The sequence below is a fragment of the uncultured Bradyrhizobium sp. genome (assembly GCF_936928535.1).
GTDB lineage: Bacteria > Pseudomonadota > Alphaproteobacteria > Rhizobiales > Xanthobacteraceae > Bradyrhizobium.
In genome coordinates this window covers 86,853-104,433 of the sequence record NZ_CAKZHY010000094.1, presented here as the reverse complement: position 1 = coordinate 104,433, position 17,581 = coordinate 86,853, and the positions used below count along the sequence as shown (strand labels likewise).

The following is a 17,581-nucleotide window of genomic DNA, read 5'->3' as shown; positions in this document are numbered from 1 at the left end:
GAGCGCTTGATCGGCCTTGGACCAGCAACGTCTTCGATCGCTTGCAACCATCCCTGGCGTTTCACGCAGCCAGACCCCCGTGCGACATTGAACCTGATTGCTTCAACGTTCCGCCGACTCGAACCTCCAACCGTCTATGGGCCATGCAAGCTGCCCAGAAACCTCTCCTTCTCGCCAGGCGCATAACCCTGGCAAGCCCCGTAATACGGTTCAGGCTGGTCACAGGAGGTCTGGCCGGATCGGAACTGGGCCGGCGGCTCGGATGGAACATAGGCAAAGCTCGAAGCGGAAGCTTTGTGCCGGTGGGGGTGATGCACTGTCGCCGCGTTTGCGACGCCGGACAGGGCCATCAAAAGGCTCAAAGCCAAAATGGAACGCATCGTTTTTTTCTCCGGATGTCGTTGCCTCCCTTAGTTAGCGCTCGACGGCAAAGCCCCAACGGACACCGGCTTCACGACCGGTCACATCCCCGGCATCACGGGGGCGCGTGCCGCGAGCCGTCGTGCGATTTGGCAAAGGGTGCCTGGCGACCTCAAGCGATGTCCGCCAATGCGCCGCCGTCGGCCGGTAAGCGGACATCTTGCGCGCCCGACACTCCGATATCGCGCAATAGGATGCGGACGTGAACTAGCCTATTCGTCGTCCTGGTCTTCTTCCTCATGCTCGTCCTCTCCCACCTTGATCAGTGTGGCGAGCGGCAGGGTCTCGCGGAAGAGATTAGCTTCCATGCCCATCCAGAGGCAGAGCACGTCGTCCGCTCTTACGTCCGCCGCTGTCAGCGTAGCGGAAGATTCGAACCAGCCGGCCCGGTTGATGCGAATGCGCCGGCTACTGCCGCAGGCTTCAGCAGCGCGCGGATCTTGTCCGCATCCGCGGACGTCGCAGGGTTGTAGATCACCATGTTGAGGTCGGGCCGACCGTCGACGGCAAAGGTCGAAAATTCCATCGAGAGCGGCCCGGCGATGGGATGGTGCAGAACCTTCACATTCTCGCCATGGCCCTGCACGTCGTTGTCGCGCCACATCGCGGCGAATTCGGCGCTCGTCGCGCAGAGCTCGTCGACCAGCGATTGCACGTTGCGGGCCGCGCCGGCGCGCGCCACGTCGGCGCGGAAAGACGCCACGACGTAGCGCGCAACGCTTTGCCAGTTGGGCTGCGCGGCCCGTATGCGGCTGTCGCGGAAAATCAGGCGCAGCACATTGCGTTGCCCCTCCGGCAGCGTGCTGTAGTCGGTGAGGACGGCAGCTGCGGCCGCGTTCCAGGCGACGATGTCCCACGTCGCCGTGCGGATGAACGCCGGGCTGCAGTCCAGGATGTCGAGCACGCGCTGCAGGCGCGGGGAGATGCCCTCGGGCGCGCGATATCGGACCTCTGGCGGCCGGCCAAGGCCAAGCAGGAACAGATGCTCGCGCTCGACGTCGGTCAGCATCATCGCGCGCGCAATGCGATCCAGCACATCAGCGGACGGCGCACCGCCGCGCCCCTGCTCGAGCCAGGTGTACCAGGTGGCACTCACATTCGCGCGTTGCGCCACTTCTTCGCGCCGCAGTCCCGGCGTTCGCCGCCGCTTCAGCGGCAGGCCGAACGAGGTAGGATCGAGCTTGGCGCGGCGATCCCGCAAATAGGTCCCAAGCGGGTTTGCGTCCGTCATCCTGTTAGCGTTTATACCCGTATAAGCTCACTACTTTACCCGAATGAGCAGCCTAGCAATATCCCTCCATCTTGAACAGGGAGTTGGCTCTCATGCGCGTCTTCGTCACCGGTGCAGGCGGATTCATCGGCACTGAAACCGCCAAGGAGCTCATCGCGAACGGCCATCAGGTGGTTGGCCTCGCACGCTCGGATGACAATGTCCGCACGCTCGAGACACTGGGCGCCGAGGTTCATCGCGGCTCGCTGCAGGATCTCGAGAGCCTGAAGAGCGGCGCAAGAGATGCGGACGGCGTGATCCATCTGGCGTTCATCCATGATTTCGCGAAATTCGCGGAGAATGGTGCGATCGACAAGGCGGCCATCGAGGCCATGGGCGACGTGCTGGTCGGCACCGACAAGCCCTTCATCGTCACGTCGGGAACGGGCCTCGTCGCGCCCAACGTCGTGGTCACCGAGGAGATGCGCCGCGACTCCAGCCCGCATGCCCCGCGCGTCTCCGAGCAGGCCGGCCTTGCCTACGCCAGGCGCGGTGTCCGCGCGATGGCGGTGCGCCTGCCGCAAGTTCACGGCGCTCCCGGAAAGGCCGGCTTGATCTCCTATCTGGTCGAAGGGGCGCGCAAGAAAGGCGCCGCCGCTTATGTCGGCGGAGGCACTGAGCGCTGGGCTGCGGCGCACAGGCCAGATGTCGCGCGCCTGTATCGGCTTGCGCTCGAGAAAGGCACGGCAGACGCGATCTACCACGCCGTCGGCGAAGAGGGGGTCACGATGCGCGAGGTCGTCGAGGTGATCGGTCGCGCCTTGAATGTGCCGGTCGTCTCGATCAGGAAAGAGGAGGCGGGCGATTTTTACGGGCCGCTGGCGATGTTCGCCGGTCTCGACATGCCGGCCTCCAGTGCGTTGACGCAAGCGCGGCTGGGCTGGACACCGACCGGGATTGGCCTGATCGCCGACATCAGCCAGCCCGGCTACTTCTAGATCGACATCCGGACAAGCGCGAAGCGGCTGCCGTGACAAACGCGCCCCTGGTGCGCAGTTCATATCGAAGGCAATTTGGGCGCGATGAGGATCCATCCTGATCTCATCGCGCTCCAGGCGAGTGCGCTGCTGGTGCGTACTTGCCGGTCTCAAACCGGGCGCCTCTAGCGACGCAGCCGGGCGGTGCCATTGAGCGATACGAGCTTTGAGGTGGCCTAGTCGTCGTCCTCGTCGTCTTCTTCCTCGTCTTCGTCCTCATTCTCGTCTTCCTCGACCTGAATGAGCGTGGCGAGCGGCAGCGTCTCGCGGTAGAGATCGCCTTCCATGCCCATCCAGAGGCAGAGCACGTCCTCGCCCTTGACCTCCGCAACCGTCATCGGCTGGCCGCCCGATTTCAACATGACGATGTCGCCGGCTTTCAATTCCATGGCCTTGTCCCTTCGCGTTGATCGACCGGATGCGAGGCTAGCAATTTGTCATGACACGCCGAACACGGGGAGGGGCCGTAGCCATGGCGCTCGCACGGCGAGAGGCCGCGGGGGGAGGCGCTTGCATCACACGCATCCCCCATGATGGCATCATACGCCTGTTTTGCCCGACGGGGCAACAAATTTTCTTATAATCCGAAAACTCCGATTCTGCAGCAGCTTTCTACTGTGCATGGGGTTGTTTTCGGGATTTAGCCCGGCACCAGCTCGGTCAGCGAGCGGATGATGCGGTCGGGCTTGACGGTCGAGCCCTCGGGCAGGCCCTCGCCATGCGCGTCGAGCCAGATCGCATAGATGCCGAGGCGCTGCGGGGTGACGACTTCCCATTCGAGATTGTCGCCGATCATCCAGGTATCTTCGGCGGTGACGCCGAGCGCCTCCATCGCGTGCAGATAGGCGCGCTCCTCGGGCTTGCCGAAGCCGTGCTCGCCCTCGATCTGGATGTGGTCGAAGCGATGGGCGAGCTCGAAGCGCTCGACCTTGGCGCGCTGCATGTCGGCGGCGCCGTTGGTGACCAGCGCGAGCTTGACGCCGTGGGCCTTGAACGCATCGATCGCATCATGCGCGCCGGGGAACACGAAGATCGCTTCCTCACGATAGGTGGTGAAGCGGTCGGCGAGGCGATCGGCGAGATGGTCGGGAAGGGCGCGATGGCCGCCTGCTGCGAGCGCTGCAAAGCCGCCACGCACCGTGAGCCGTCGCGCTTCGCCGAGCTTCATGCGCCACTCGGCTCCCGCGGTCGACCAGAACTGCCGCGCATAGGCCAGCACGGTCGCCGCGACCTGTGCCGGCGGCAGCGGCGCGAGCTCCTCGGCGAATTCTTCCGCGATCGTGTTCCAGGCGATCTCGGGCCGGCCATAGGCGGACAGGATGGTGTCATCCATGTCGATCAGCATGGCGCGCGGCAGCGGCTTGATGATGCTGTTTGTCGTCCTCATGGCCATTTCACCTCCGGCGGCAGCGACGACAGGATCGAGTCCACGTTGCCGCCGGTCTTGAGACCGAAGATGGTGCCGCGGTCGTAGAGCAAATTGAATTCGACATAGCGCCCGCGACGGATCAATTGCTCCTCGCGATCGTCCGCAGTCCAGGCGCTTGCGAAATTGCGCCTGACGAGCTCAGGGTAGATCTTCAGGAAGGCGCGACCGACGTCCTGGGTGAAGGCGAGGTCGGCATCCCAGTCGCCGCTGTCATGCCAGTCGTAGAAGATGCCGCCGATGCCGCGCGCCTCTTTCCGGTGCGGCAGATAGAAATACTCGTCGCACCACTTCTTGTACTTGTCGTAATCGGCAACGCCGTTCGGACCGCTGCAGGCGTCCTTCATCGCAGCGTGGAAGGCGAGCGTGTCCGCGTCTTCCTGCGTGCGCCTGCGGTCGAGCACTGGCGTCAAATCGGCGCCGCCGCCGAACCAGGCCTTGGTGGTGACGACGAAGCGCGTGTTCATGTGCACGGCCGGCACGTGCGGATTGCGCATGTGCGCGATCAGCGAGATGCCGGAGGCCCAGAAGCGCGGGTCTTCCGCCGCGCCCGGAATCTGCGCGCGAAACTCCGGCGCGAACTCGCCATGCACGGTCGAGCAGTGCACGCCGACCTTCTCGAACAGACGGCCGGACATCATCGACATCACGCCGCCGCCACCCTTGGCCCCGCTGTGATCAGTGCGTTGCCAGGGCGTGCGCGCGAAGCGGCCTGATGCGCCGGGATAGAGGCTTTGCGGCGCCTCGTCCTCGAGTCGCTCGAAGCTTTCGCAGATGTCGTCGCGCAAGCGCTCGAACCAGGCGCGGGCACGGGCCTTGCGGTCTTCGATTGTTGTTGGGTCCAGGATGGATGTCATGCCGTCAGCCTTGCGGACCGTAGTATGTGCAGCTCTCGTTGCAACTGTCGCGGTGGATGCTGACGCGGGTCAGCTTGCCGATATGCTGTAGCCGCTCCCAGACGAAGCGCGACAGGTTCTCCAGCGTCGGCGTGCCCAGCGCCTCGATCTTGTTGAGAAACTTGTGGTCCAGCGTCAGCCTGACTTCTTCGATCGCGCGCTGCAGCAGGCCGAGATCGACCACCATGCCAGTCGCTGGATCCGGCGTGCCGCGCACCGTCACCTCGGCGCGGAAGGAGTGGCCGTGGATCTCTTCGCTCGCCTCACCGAAGGTCGTCCCTTTCAGCGTATGCGCCGCCTCGAAGCGGAACTGTTTCGTCAATTCCCACATCTGTCCGTTCAGTCCTATCTGATGCCGAGCGATTTATGCGTCTGCACGCTCAGCCGCCATTGCGGATGGCGCAGGCAATAGTCGATCGCGCGCGCTGTGTTCTCGATCACTTCAGGCCCGTCCATCGGCTGCAGCGAGAAGCGCTCGAAGGCGAGGCCCTCGAATGTTTCCGGCGCGGCGAGGGCCTGCGGATAGACCAGCTTCAATTCATGCCCCTGCCGCAGCACCAGCTCGCTGCCGCCCTTGGGGCTGACGCAGATCCAGTCGAGGCCTTTGGGCGCGGCGACCGTGCCGTTGGTCTCGACGCCGATCTCGAAGCCGCGGGCGTGGAGCGCCGCGACCAGGGCGTCATCGACCTGGAGCAGCGGCTCGCCACCGGTCAGCACCACATAGCGGCTCTCCGCCCGGCCGGTCCATTGCGCGGCGATGGTGTCGGCGAGTTCCCCGGACGTGGCGTAGCGGCCGCCGAGCGTGCCGTCGGTGCCGACGAAATCGGTGTCGCAGAACTGACATGTGGCCTGGCCGCGGTCCGCCTCGCGGCCGCTCCAGAGGTTGCAGCCGGCAAAACGGCAGAACACCGACGCGCGCCCGGCATGGGCGCCTTCGCCTTGCAGGGTCAGGAAGATCTCCTTGACCGCGTAGCTCACTGGTCTCTCCTCGTCATATTCAATCGTGCGGGTTCCGGACCTGCCGGAGCGCTTCGCCTGCGGCCATCGCCGCGGTCATGGCGACATTGAGCGACCGCAGCCCGGGCGCGATCGGAATCACCAGCCGCGCATCGGCGGCCTCGACCACCGCGTCGGTGACGCCGGCGCTCTCGCGTCCGAATAGCAGGATGTCCGACGTCTGGTAACGGAAATCGCGGTAGTCGGTGGCGCCTTTGGTGGTGAACAGCAGCAGGCGGTAGCCATGTGCCACCCGCCATTCCTCGAATTTGGCCCAGGAGTCATGCCTGATGATGCTGACATGGTCGAGGTAATCCATTCCCGCCCGGCGGAAATGCCGGTCGGAGACCGGGAAGCCGGCCGGCTCGATGATATGGGCTGACATCCCCAGGCAGGCGCAAAGGCGGAGAATCGTGCCGGTGTTCTGGGGAATGTCGGGCTGGAAAAGTGCGATCTGCATGGGCGGTGGACGGCTTCGACAGGGACGGAATTGTCTCAATAAAACATCGCTAGCGCGGGAATTCGTGCATTGCACGCTCCCGCGCCGTTAGCGGGCTTGCGCTTGCCCTGCAAGGGTGCCAATAGAACGATTCTGGACTGCTGTTTTCGCCTTGTTTTGGCGAGGACACGCCAAGTTCTGCCGCCGCGGGGGGCCGCGGGCGCCGGCAGCACTGTTCCGGGGACCTTGGGGGCCCCTGGAGCGGTTCCACCGGGTGCATAAGAAGAAAGGGTTGGAATCGTGACGACAGCGTCTTCGGCGGACCATCCGACACGCCGTGATTTCTTATTCGTTGCAACGGGGGCAGCTGCAGCAGTAGGGGGCGCGGCCGCGCTCTGGCCCTTTATCTCCCAGATGAATCCGGACGCCTCGACCATCGCCGCTGGTGCGCCGATCGAGGTCGATCTGAGCCCGGTTGCCGAGGGGCAGGACATCAAGGTGTTCTGGCGCGGCAAGCCGATCTACATCAGCCACCGCACCAAGAAGCAGATCGACGAGGCGCGCGCCGTTCCCGTGGCGAGCCTGCCCGATCCGCAGTCCGACGAGGCCCGGGTCAAGTCCGGCCATGATCAGTGGCTGGTCGTGATCGGCATCTGCACCCATCTCGGCTGCATCCCGATCGCCCATGAAGGCAATTACGACGGGTTCTTCTGCCCCTGCCATGGTTCGCAGTACGATTCGTCCGGCCGCATCCGCCAGGGGCCCGCGCCCGCGAACCTGGCCGTGCCGCCGTACACTTTCGTTTCCGACACCAAAATCCAGATCGGCTGAGCTTCGGACCCGCGTCCGAAGCCTCGAACCGTCACGTCGTATTATTTCCAGGATCGCATCATGAGCGGACCATCCGACTACCAGCCGAGCAATCCGGCACTGCAATGGATCGAGCGGCGCCTGCCGATCATGGGTCTCGTCCATTCCTCCTTCGTCGTCTATCCCACCCCGCGCAACCTGAACTACTGGTGGACCTTCGGCGCCATCCTGTCCTTCATGCTGGGGATGCAGATCCTGACCGGCGTGATCCTGGCGATGCACTACACGCCGCATGCCGATCTCGCCTTCAAGTCGGTCGAACTGCTCGTTCGTGACGTGAATTATGGCTGGCTGCTGCGCAACATGCATGCCTGCGGCGCGTCGATGTTCTTCTTCGCGGTCTACGTCCACATGCTGCGCGGCCTCTATTACGGCTCCTACAAGGAGCCGCGCGAGGTGCTCTGGATCCTCGGCGTCATCATCTACCTCCTGATGATGGCGACGGGCTTCATGGGCTACGTGCTTCCCTGGGGCCAGATGAGCTTCTGGGGCGCCACCGTCATCACCAATCTGTTCTCCGCCATTCCCTATGTCGGCGAGAGCATCGTGACGCTGCTGTGGGGCGGTTATTCGGTCGGCAATCCGACGCTGAACCGGTTCTTCTCGCTGCACTATCTGCTGCCGTTCCTGATCGCGGGCGTCGTCGTGCTTCACGTCTGGGCGCTGCACGTTGCCGGCCAGAACAACCCCGACGGCGTCGAGCCGAAGTCCGAAAAGGACACCGTGCCGTTCACGCCGCACGCGACGATCAAGGACGGCTTCGGCGTTGCCTGCTTCCTGCTGCTCTACGCCTGGTTCATCTTCTACATGCCGAACTATCTGGGCGATGCCGACAACTACATACCGGCGAACCCGGGCGTGACGCCGCCACACATCGTGCCGGAATGGTATTACCTGCCGTTCTACGCGATCCTGCGTTCGATCCCGAACAAGCTCGCGGGCGTGATCGGCATGTTCTCGGCGATCATCATCCTGTGCTTCCTGCCCTGGCTCGATGCCGCCAAGACGAGGTCGTCGAAGTACCGTCCGCTGGCCAAGCAGTTCTTCTGGATCTTCGTCGCGGTCTGCATCCTGCTCGGCTATCTCGGCGCGCAGCCGCCGGAAGGCATTTACGTGATCGCCGGCCGGGTCCTGACGGTCTGCTACTTCGCCTACTTCCTGATCGTGCTGCCGCTGTTGTCGCGTATCGAGAAGCCGCGGCCGGTGCCGAACTCGATCTCGGAGGCGATCCTCGCCAAGAGCGGCAAGGCCGTTGCCTCGATCGCGGTTGCGCTCGTTGCTGCCGGTGCGCTGTTCGTCGGCACCTTGCAGGATGCTCGCGCCGAGGGCGATCTGAAGCCTCCGTCGAACAAGTGGTCGTTCTCCGGCCCATTCGGCAAGTTTGACCGTGGCTCGCTCCAGCGTGGCCTGAAGGTCTACAAGGAAGTCTGCTCGAACTGCCACAGCCTGAACTACATCGCGTTCCGTAACCTCGCCGACGCCGGCGGGCCGGGCTACTCGGTCGCACAGGCGGCTGCCTTCGCGGCCGACTACAAGATCAAGGACGGTCCGAACGACGCGGGCGACATGTTCGAGCGTCCGGGCCGCACCGCGGATTACTTCCCGTCACCGTTCGCCAACGAGCAGGCGGCGGCCGCGGCGAACGGCGGCAAAGCGCCACCGGACCTCTCGCTGATCACCAAGGCGCGGTCCTATGAGCGCGGGTTTCCGCAGTTCATCTTCGACTTCTTCACCCAGTTCCAAGAGCAGGGCCCGAACTATGTCGACGCGATCCTCCAGGGCTTTGAAGAGAAGCCGCCGGAGGGCGTCACGGTCCCGGAGGGGACGTACTACAACAAGTACTTCCCCGGCCACGCCATCAAGATGCCGAAGCCGCTCAGCGACGGCCAGGTGACCTATGACGACGGCTCGCCGGCCACCGTCGCGCAGTACGCTCACGACGTCACCACGTTCCTGATGTGGACCGCCGAGCCGCACATGGAGGCGCGCAAGCGCCTCGGCTTCCAGGTCTTCATCTTCCTGATCATCTTCGCGTTCCTGATGTATTTCACCAAGAAGAAGGTCTGGGCCGACTCGCACTGAGTGACCTGACGCGAAACGAGAACGAAGAAGCCCCCGCAAGGGGGCTTTTTTGTTGGACACGCGCGTGTGTTGTCCGGCGCGATTGCCTATCGCGCGGGCAGCCGCCAAAATGCCGCCAACCGCTCCCCAGAACCCGTCGGAGGATCACCATGGGAACCAGCATCACTTTCAAGCGTCCGGACGGCAAGGACGCCTCGGGCTATCTCGCCAATGCCGCCCGCGGCAATGCGCCGGGCGTGGTCGTGATCCAGGAATGGTGGGGCCTGTCGGACCAGATCAAGGGCCTGTGCGACCGCTTCGCGCTCGCCGGCTTCGATGCGCTGGCGCCCGATCTCTACAAGGGCAAGGTGGTGCCGTATCACGACACGGACGCGGCCGGCAAAGAGATGAACTCACTCGACTTCATGGACGCCACCACGCAAACCGTGCGCGGGGCTACGCAATATCTGTCGCGCAACGGCGCCAAGGTCGGGCTGACCGGCTTCTGCCTCGGCGGCGCCGTCACCATCATCGGCGCGGTGCACGTGCCGGAGCTCGCCGCCGGCGTCGTGTTCTACGGCATCCCGCCGGAGCAGGCGGCCAAGCCTTCCGACGTCAAGATCCCGCTGCAGGCCCATTTCGCCAACAAGGACGATTGGTGCACGCCCGATCTGGTCAACGGCTTCGAGAAGGCGATGAAGGCGGCCGGCAAGTCGCTAGAGCTGTTCCGCTATGACGCCGAGCACGCCTTCGTCAACGAGCAGCGCCAGGCCGTGCACGACCGCGAAGCCGCCGAGCTCGCCTGGGGCCGGGCGACGGAGTTCTTCAGGAAGCATCTGGGGTAGGGCTTCGAAAGCGGCGCGCTCTTGATCAACGCTTCTGCTGCGTCGCTATTGAAACCGATTTCGCGCAATCATAGGCTGTAGTCGTATGGCGGATCGCCATACGACTACGGAGGTGCGCGATGTTCGTGGGTGGCCGCTTGACGACGGTTGTCGTACCTCGCAATGCGCTGGAAGCGGCTGAGGATCCCCGGAAGGCCTACTATCTCACCGGCGCCGTGGTCGACTACGTCAACGAAATCCAACGTACCGGCGCCTACACCCGAGACGAATTGCCTGAAGTGGCGATGCAGGCCTATCACGCCGACTACTATCTCGCTCAAGTCGAGAATGGCGGCCATAGCCAGTTCATCGGCAACACTGGCGTCGCGAGGCTTTCGACGACGTCAGCCGATGCGCTCGCGGCACTAAAGGCCATGGGAGCGAGCGCGCAACATCAGATCTTGCAGGAGATGATCACGTGGGTGGAAGAAAATCCCGGCGAGGCTGCAAGGCAGAATGGTTTCACCGAGCGCGCCGCGGCGCTCAACACGCTCGACAACCGCTTCTATCAGGCAAATGAACAGCGGCCAATAACGCAACTCGCCGCCCAATGGATTGCGAGCTGGCCGGAGTTGCAAGCAGCGGCACGGGACCAATACGCTTCCGAAATCGAGCGGCTTGCGCAACTTCACCCATATTGGTTGCAACGCCAGATCTGGCGAAGCGTTCGCAAGACACGCTTCCAGATGACGGACCGCGCGCAAATTACGGCCGCCGCGGCGTGCGGGGCGGTGGCGCCGGAGCCTGAGCTCAAGCTCCTGGTCATTCAGGGAAGCATTCCGGATGTCGAGGCGCAACGACCCATTGCCTTCGAGGTCAAAACCGACAAAGGCGCACGCGTATGCGTTTGCGAGGGGCAGGGTGGACAACTCTATGAATATGGTCCCGGCAGTCAGAACCCTAAGCCTGCGGAGATGCACGAAATCTTGAAGAGCCTTCCGCCGTCACTGGTGGGTGCGCGATTATCCGTTGTGACGGCTGACACCATCGGGAATTTCTCGAGAGTCGCAGAACAAAACCTGGCAGCCGAAGCTATCGATTTGTTGCTGCGAAACTCAGGTCTCGATCCGGCCGCGATGATTACGGCGTTGGCTGTAAGCGATGATCGAGCGACCTGGTACGCGGTGACCGGAAAGACCGGCGTCATGGTTGAGACCTTGCGCGACTGCGCCAATCTTGTTGGGCCTGATCGCAGAGCCGTGCTCACGGTCACGCGAGCCGAAATCGAGCGTCATGCCACGGAGGCGGCCGCGGGTCGTGACAGCATGCCCGCCCAGGCATGATCAGCTGGAGGTTTTTTACCTCATTTTTGGCGACCAAGGGCGCCGCAGCCACCCTTGACGCCGCCCCCGGGCCATGGTGAGTATCCGGCCCATGAGCACCGCAGCCCGCCCATCCCGTCGTTGGTGGCGCACCTCCTAAGAGGTGGCCGGTGCGATTTATTCTCCCAGAATCGTCAGAGGTCGCCAGCACAGCGCGGCGGCCTTCTCGTTTGTCCTGTGTGGCGTTCCCTCGGCAAGTTTCGTAAGAGGACGACATGAACAGGACAGTCTTTGCTCTCCCGCCCAGAAGCGACTACGTCACCCGCGGCGGTCTTGCGATCACGCGCGTGGCCGAACAGTTTACCGGCGGCGCCTCCAGGCTCGACGACCTCGTCAGTCTGCTCGACCGCCGTCGCGGCGTGGTGCTGTCCTCGGGCACGACCGTGCCCGGCCGCTACGAGAGCTTTGACCTCGGCTTCTCCGATCCACCGCTCAAGCTCGAAACCGTTGGTGTCGATTTCAAGCTCGAAGCGCTCAACGAACGCGGGCAGGTGTTGATCGCCTTCCTGGCTGACGTCCTGCGCGAGCCCTGTGTCGTGATCTCCGAGAAAACGACGAGGAGGCTTGCCGGTCACATCATCCGTGGCGCCGCGCCGGTCGAGGAAGATCAGCGCACGCGCCGCGCCAGTGTCATGTCGCTGGTGCGCGACATCATTGCCGCCTTCTCTGCCAATGACGACGGCCTGCTCGGCCTGTTCGGCGCCTTCGCCTACGACCTCGTGTTCCAGATCGAGGACCTCGTGCAGAAGCGTGCGCGCGAGCAGGACCAGCGCGACATCGTGCTCTACGTCCCCGATCGCCTGCTCGCCTATGACCGCGCCACCGGGCGCGGCGTCGTGCTCTCCTACGATTTCGCCTGGAAGGGCCAATCGACTGAAGGCCTGCCGCGCGAGACGGCCGAGAGTCCATATGTGAAGACGGATCGCCAGGGTTTTGCCGATCACGCGCCCGGCGAATATCAGGCGACCGTCGAGACCGCGCGCGCGGCCTTTGCCCGCGGCGATCTGTTCGAAGCGGTGCCGGGCCAGCTCTTCGCCGAGCCCTGCGATCGCTCGCCGGCCGAAGTGTTCCAGCGGCTCTGCGTGATCAACCCGTCGCCCTATGGCGCGCTGATGAATCTGGGCGAGGGCGAATTCCTCGTCTCTGCCTCGCCGGAAATGTTCGTGCGCTCCGACGGACGCCGCGTCGAGACCTGCCCGATCTCGGGCACCATCGCACGCGGCACCGATGCGATCGGTGATGCCGAGCAGATCCGCCAGCTCCTGAACTCGGAGAAGGACGAATTCGAGCTCAACATGTGCACCGACGTCGACCGCAACGACAAGGCGCGCGTCTGCGTCCCCGGCACGATCAAGGTGCTGGCGCGGCGTCAGATCGAGACCTACTCGAAGCTGTTCCACACCGTCGATCACGTCGAAGGCATGTTGCGCCCCGGCTTCGATGCGCTCGACGCCTTCCTCACCCACGCCTGGGCGGTCACGGTGACGGGCGCGCCAAAACTGTGGGCGATGCAATTCGTCGAGGATCACGAGCGCTCGCCGCGGCGCTGGTATGCCGGCGCGATCGGCGCCGTGAATTTCGACGGCAGCATCAACACCGGCCTCACCATCCGCACCATCCGCATGAAGGACGGTCTCGCCGAGGTCCGCGTCGGCGCCACCTGCCTGTTCGACTCCGATCCCGCCGCCGAGGACCGCGAATGCCAGGTCAAGGCCGCGGCGTTGTTCCAGGCGCTGCGCGGCGATCCGCCGAAGCCGCTATCGAGCTTCGCGCCGGATGCGACCGGTTCGGGCAAGCGCGTCCTGCTGATCGACCATGATGACAGCTTCGTGCACATGCTCGCTGATTACTTCCGCCAGGTCGGCGCCAGCGTCACCGTGGTCCGCTATGTGCATGCGCTCGACATGCTCAAGCAGAAGAGGTGGGACTTGCTGGTGTTGTCGCCCGGCCCGGGCCGGCCTGAGGATTTCGCGATCAAGAAGACGATCGACGCGGCGCTGGAGAACAAGCTGCCGGTGTTCGGCGTCTGCCTAGGCGTGCAGGCGATCGGCGAATATTTCGGCGGCGAGCTTGGCCAGCTCACCCACCCCGCCCACGGTCGCCCGTCGCGGGTGCAGGTGCGCGGCGGGCGCCTGATGCGCAATCTGCCGAACGAGATCGTGATCGGCCGCTATCATTCGCTCTTCGTCGAGCGCGACAGCATGCCCGAGGTGTTGTCAGTTACCGCCAGCACCGAGGATGGCGTCGCCATGGCGCTGGAACACAAGACCCTGCCGGTCGCCGGCGTGCAATTCCACCCGGAATCGCTGATGTCGCTGGGCAACGAGGTGGGGCTGAAGATTGTCGAGAATGCGTTCCGGCTGGATGCTGGGACGAATTGAGTGCATGTTTCATTCTCGTCATTCCGGGTTCGGCTCTTCGAGCCGCCCCGGAATGACAACTAACATGGGATACAGATGACCTTTGACCACGATCTGAAGGCGAGCGTTCGCACCATCCCCGACTATCCCAAGCCGGGGATCATGTTCCGCGACATCACCACGCTGCTTGCCGACGCGCGCGCCTTCCGCCGCGCGGTCGACGAGCTCGTCAATCCCTGGGCCGGCAACAAGATCGACAAGGTCGCCGGCATGGAAGCGCGCGGCTTCATCATCGGCGGCGCCGTGGCGCACCAGGTCTCGGCCGGCTTCGTGCCGATCCGGAAAAAAGGCAAGTTGCCGCACACCACCGTCCGCATCGCTTACTCGCTCGAATACGGCATCGACGAGATGGAGATGCATGTCGACGCGATCCAGCCCGGCGAGCGCGTCATCCTGGTCGACGATCTCATCGCCACCGGCGGCACCGCCGAGGGTGCGGTGAAGCTGCTGCGCCAGATCGGCGCCAATGTCGTTGCCGCCTGCTTCATCATCGATCTGCCCGAGCTCGGCGGCGCCGCCAAGCTGCGCGCCATGGACGTGCCGGTGCGCACGCTGATGACGTTCGAGGGGCACTGAGCGGCAACGGCGCAGGCGATCGGTGGTGCTAAAGCCGGGGAGCACGGACAAGAGAGTGAAGCTTCTGTCGTCACTTCATTCTTCTTCGACGTCGGGCGAAAGATATCTATCCCAATTGAGGTCTACGCCAGATGCTCACCGTCTACGGCCGCAAATCGTCGTTCAACTTGCAAAAGGTGATGTGGCTGATCGGTGAGCTCGGCATCGCGCACGAGCATGTCGAACTTGGAGGCTCGTTCGGGGGGACTGGATACGGCAGAATTCCTGGCCATGAACCCTCATGGACGTGTTCCAGTGATCGATGACGCTGGCATCATCGTTTGGGAGTCGCAGGCCATTTTGAGGTATCTCGCGGCCAAATACTCTTCCGAAGCCTCGTTCTGGCCGGCGAACCCGGCTGAGCGCGCGGAGGCAGATCAATGGATGGACTGGTCCCAAACCGCGTTGCAGCCAGCATTTTTGGTTGGCGTATTTTGGGGCTGGTACAGGACCCCCGAAGCGCAGCGCAATTTGGCTGCGGTGGACAAAGCTCTGGAGCAAACCTGGCGTTGCCTGAAGCATGTCGATCGTCAGTTGAATGGTCGGTCTTTCATGCTGGGAGACCGCCTATCGCTTGCCGATATTCCGATAGGGACCCTCTTTATCGCTATCTCAATCTCGACCTTCCGCGCCCGAACTTGCCGAACATTGAGCGCTGGTATGAGCGGCTGCAATCGAGGTCCGCCTATCTTGAGCATGTGTGCGTGCCATTCGACGAACTCTACGGTCGGCTGGATTTTTGATTGGCCCGTGAGGGACTTTCATCAAGGAGGCGATGCCGATGGCGATGCTCACACGGAGGGAGCCCCGATCGCCGAAAACGAGATCGTCGGTACCGGTGCGTCGCGTAATGCCGCGGAATTTATGGGGGCGCCGCCTAGATCGCCTCCGCTTTCAGCTCGGCCCGCCAGTGCAGCGCGCGCTCCTTCAGCAGCGCGTTCCGGACATAGTCCGTGTCCTCATCCTCCAGCCGCTCGCATTCGGCAAACGTCAGGCCGGCCTCGCCATGCGCCTTCCAGGCGGCCTGGAGGCTGCGGCAGGGGTGACCGCCCTGGCGCAGCGTGAACCAGATGCGGTTCTGGATGGTCTCGAGGTTCGGGGCCTGGCCGACCCAGGCCTCGCCCGTTGCAGCACAGCGGACGACGAAAATGCCCGCAATGGTCTTCCGCTCCTTGTAGGCGGCGATGGCTGCTTTCCGGTCGATGGTCACGGGAGCCCCTGCTGAGGAATGCTGTTGTGCAGCCTCAGTAGCGGTCGATCCGGCTTACGTCAATATTACCCGGATAAAATAATTCACGACCGTTGCAGGATCAGGCTGAGCTCGAGCTCGCGGAAGGCGAGGTAATTGCGCCGGATCCATTGGTGCAGCTCGGTCGAGGAGTCCTTCTCCTGGCGCAGATAGCCGGTGAAGGAGAAGTTCAGCCGGTCGATATAGGTCTTGAGGAAGCCGGGCAGCGCCGGCAGGCGGAACAGCCGGCCGCCTTCCATCGCGTGCGGCAGCTCGCCGCGGATGACGAATTCGTTGTCGACGGTGATCAGGTTCATCCGCGGGATCTGCTGGCGTAGCATCTCATGGGCACGGGCCGAGACGCGATCGGTGTCGGCGACGAACAGGATCTGTGGCGCGACATGCCGGCGCGCTGCTTCCTTGAGCAGGCCGATCTCGTCGGTCATCTTGAAGAATTCGTCGAAGGCGTGAAAGCCGAGGTCGATCACCTTGGCCAGACCGTCATCGACGATGACGCGGTCCATCAGCTGCATCTTGCCGTAGGTGTCGATGACATCGGCCGTTTCGGTCACCTTCGGCAAGTAGTCGAGCAACGACGGTTCCTTCAGATTGACGTCGAAGGCCGCGACGTTGCCGTTCTTGAGCAGCAGGAATTCGCTCAATAGCCGCGCCAGCAGGGTCTTGCCGACCTGCGGGCGGGGCGAACAGATGATGTAAAGGGGCGTCGCGGACATCGACAGCTATATCAGGCCAACTTTCCGCCCAATCCAGCCGTATCAGCCCGGCCTTCGCAACTATTTTTCGCTGTTGCGGGTCACCGGCTTCGAACCGACGATGTCGGTCAGGCGGATGCGGTCGAATTCGCTCCAGACATTGGCCAGCCAGTGCCGGACATAGCCGCGCAGCACGAAGGAGTAGTTGGCGGCCTCGTCGTGGATGCCCTTATTGGCGACGAATTTCAGGAACGGGACCGAGGACACCTCGACCTGCTCATAGGCCATTTCATTGAGCTTCGGGATCGTCAGTTCGGTCGCGTCCTTGATGCGGTGGAAGTAGGAATTATAGGTCGCCTGATCCCACTGGAAGAACTGGGTGTCGTTGATGAAGTTCTTCACCAGAAAATATTTCGCGCCACCCATGAAGCCTGCGGTCTCCGCGATTTCCTCGAGCGAGGCGATCGAAGGTCCGAGGATGTGGAATACGGCGAAGGTGATCTGGCCGGCCTTGGCGGCATCGAGGAAGCCGATGTCGCGGAGCGAGGCCAGCGCGGGCGAGAGCAGACCGGCGCGGACGTCGATGACGGTGACCGAAGGGCTGACAGCGTTGAGCGTGTCAAAAATCTTCATCTGGTCGGCCGTCGTCGTCATGTCGACGATTTCGGTGATGTCGGGATGGAAGCGCTTCAGCGTTCCCCGCGGCGACTCCGTGTCGAACGCGCGCGTCGGCACGTTGTTGGCGGAAAAATAATCGAGCAGCGTGCGCGATACCGTGGTCTTGCCGACCCCGCCCTTGTCCGCGCCCACCACAACCACTGCCGGCTTTGCCATTGCTGTCCCCTAACGCGCGCCCCCGATCGCGATGTCGCAATCGGCCGGGCCCCAAATCGATGTCCCACGGATATTTCCTAGGGATATTTCCCAAGGATAGTCCCGAGTCTGCTGTTGGGCGCGAACATGGCAGAAACAAGGGAGAATTCAAATCTCAGGCGCAGGCCAGCGGCAATTCCCGAAAGTTTTCCCAAAGGTCATGAAACAAGC

The 17,581-nt window shown here is 63.4% G+C and carries 17 protein-coding genes and 1 pseudogene; 8 read left to right on the top strand and 10 right to left on the bottom strand.

From position 1 onward, the window contains the following. Positions 1 to 775 precede the first annotated feature (775 nt). A complete protein-coding gene (locus Q0687_RS16855) occupies positions 776 to 1,651 on the bottom strand; it encodes a helix-turn-helix transcriptional regulator (RefSeq protein ID WP_298878731.1) in 876 nt (291 codons plus the stop codon). 92 nt (positions 1,652 to 1,743) lie between these two features. Here Q0687_RS16855 and Q0687_RS16850 point away from each other — a divergent pair, with 92 nt between their 5' ends. Further along, positions 1,744 to 2,628 (top strand): SDR family oxidoreductase, encoded by an 885-nt coding sequence (locus tag Q0687_RS16850; RefSeq protein WP_298878729.1) that lies wholly within the window; start codon positions 1,744 to 1,746, stop codon positions 2,626 to 2,628. Positions 2,629 to 2,843: 215 nt separating this feature from the next. Here Q0687_RS16850 and Q0687_RS16845 read toward each other — a convergent pair whose 3' ends face one another. The 6 genes from Q0687_RS16845 to Q0687_RS16820 form a co-directional block, all read right to left on the bottom strand. Beyond that, a complete protein-coding gene (locus tag Q0687_RS16845; RefSeq protein WP_298878727.1) occupies positions 2,844 to 3,056 on the bottom strand; it encodes a DUF2158 domain-containing protein in 213 nt (70 codons plus the stop codon). A gap of 251 nt (positions 3,057 to 3,307) precedes the next feature. Further along, positions 3,308 to 4,060: an HAD family hydrolase gene (locus Q0687_RS16840; RefSeq protein WP_298878725.1), complete on the bottom strand. Its 753-nt coding sequence runs from the start codon at positions 4,058 to 4,060 to the stop codon at positions 3,308 to 3,310. Next, positions 4,051 to 4,950, bottom strand: coding sequence for an oxygen-dependent coproporphyrinogen oxidase (hemF, locus tag Q0687_RS16835; RefSeq protein WP_298878723.1), 900 nt, complete (start codon positions 4,948 to 4,950; stop codon positions 4,051 to 4,053). Before hemF ends, Q0687_RS16840 begins: the two co-directional genes overlap by 10 nt. Before the next feature lie 4 nt (positions 4,951 to 4,954). Continuing rightward, the gene (locus Q0687_RS16830) at positions 4,955 to 5,320 is read right to left on the bottom strand and encodes a 6-carboxytetrahydropterin synthase (protein WP_237866682.1); all 366 of its coding nucleotides are present in this window, start codon (positions 5,318 to 5,320) and stop codon (positions 4,955 to 4,957) included. A 14-nt stretch (positions 5,321 to 5,334) separates the two neighbouring features. Further along, a complete protein-coding gene (queE, locus tag Q0687_RS16825; RefSeq protein WP_298878719.1) occupies positions 5,335 to 5,967 on the bottom strand; it encodes a 7-carboxy-7-deazaguanine synthase in 633 nt (210 codons plus the stop codon). A gap of 19 nt (positions 5,968 to 5,986) precedes the next feature. Then, a complete protein-coding gene (locus tag Q0687_RS16820) occupies positions 5,987 to 6,445 on the bottom strand; it encodes a tRNA (cytidine(34)-2'-O)-methyltransferase (RefSeq protein ID WP_298878717.1) in 459 nt (152 codons plus the stop codon). A 279-nt stretch (positions 6,446 to 6,724) separates the two neighbouring features. Between Q0687_RS16820 and petA the strand changes: the two genes are divergently transcribed. The 7 genes and pseudogenes from petA to Q0687_RS35835 form a co-directional block, all read left to right on the top strand. Further along, positions 6,725 to 7,255, top strand: coding sequence for a ubiquinol-cytochrome c reductase iron-sulfur subunit (gene petA / locus Q0687_RS16815; RefSeq protein WP_092227410.1), 531 nt, complete (start codon positions 6,725 to 6,727; stop codon positions 7,253 to 7,255). Between the two features lie 60 nt (positions 7,256 to 7,315). After that, entirely contained in the window at positions 7,316 to 9,376 is a 2,061-nt protein-coding gene (gene fbcH, locus Q0687_RS16810; protein WP_298878710.1) for a cytochrome b/c1, read from the top strand. 149 nt (positions 9,377 to 9,525) lie between these two features. Beyond that, entirely contained in the window at positions 9,526 to 10,200 is a 675-nt protein-coding gene (locus Q0687_RS16805; protein WP_298878708.1) for a dienelactone hydrolase family protein, read from the top strand. Positions 10,201 to 10,319: 119 nt separating this feature from the next. Next, positions 10,320 to 11,522, top strand: coding sequence for a DUF4375 domain-containing protein (locus Q0687_RS16800; protein ID WP_298878706.1), 1,203 nt, complete (start codon positions 10,320 to 10,322; stop codon positions 11,520 to 11,522). A 254-nt stretch (positions 11,523 to 11,776) separates the two neighbouring features. Next, positions 11,777 to 13,942 carry an anthranilate synthase component I gene (locus Q0687_RS16795; RefSeq protein WP_298878704.1) on the top strand — a complete coding sequence of 722 codons (2,166 nt, stop codon included), beginning with the start codon at positions 11,777 to 11,779 and terminating at the stop codon, positions 13,940 to 13,942. Positions 13,943 to 14,017: 75 nt separating this feature from the next. Continuing rightward, positions 14,018 to 14,557 (top strand): adenine phosphoribosyltransferase, encoded by a 540-nt coding sequence (locus tag Q0687_RS16790; protein ID WP_298878702.1) that lies wholly within the window; start codon positions 14,018 to 14,020, stop codon positions 14,555 to 14,557. A 216-nt stretch (positions 14,558 to 14,773) separates the two neighbouring features. Further along, a pseudogene (locus Q0687_RS35835) lies at positions 14,774 to 14,872 on the top strand (glutathione S-transferase); the annotation flags it as partial. A gap of 601 nt (positions 14,873 to 15,473) precedes the next feature. Here the strand turns inward: Q0687_RS35835 and Q0687_RS16785 are convergent. From Q0687_RS16785 to Q0687_RS16775, 3 genes are all read right to left on the bottom strand, one after another. Beyond that, positions 15,474 to 15,806 (bottom strand): GIY-YIG nuclease family protein, encoded by a 333-nt coding sequence (locus Q0687_RS16785; RefSeq protein ID WP_298878700.1) that lies wholly within the window; start codon positions 15,804 to 15,806, stop codon positions 15,474 to 15,476. An 83-nt stretch (positions 15,807 to 15,889) separates the two neighbouring features. Further along, on the bottom strand, positions 15,890 to 16,558 hold the full coding sequence (locus Q0687_RS16780; RefSeq protein WP_298878698.1) for a hypothetical protein: 669 nt from the start codon (positions 16,556 to 16,558) through the stop codon (positions 15,890 to 15,892). 60 nt (positions 16,559 to 16,618) lie between these two features. After that, positions 16,619 to 17,371, bottom strand: coding sequence for a hypothetical protein (locus Q0687_RS16775; protein WP_298878696.1), 753 nt, complete (start codon positions 17,369 to 17,371; stop codon positions 16,619 to 16,621). Positions 17,372 to 17,581: the final 210 nt, after the last annotated feature.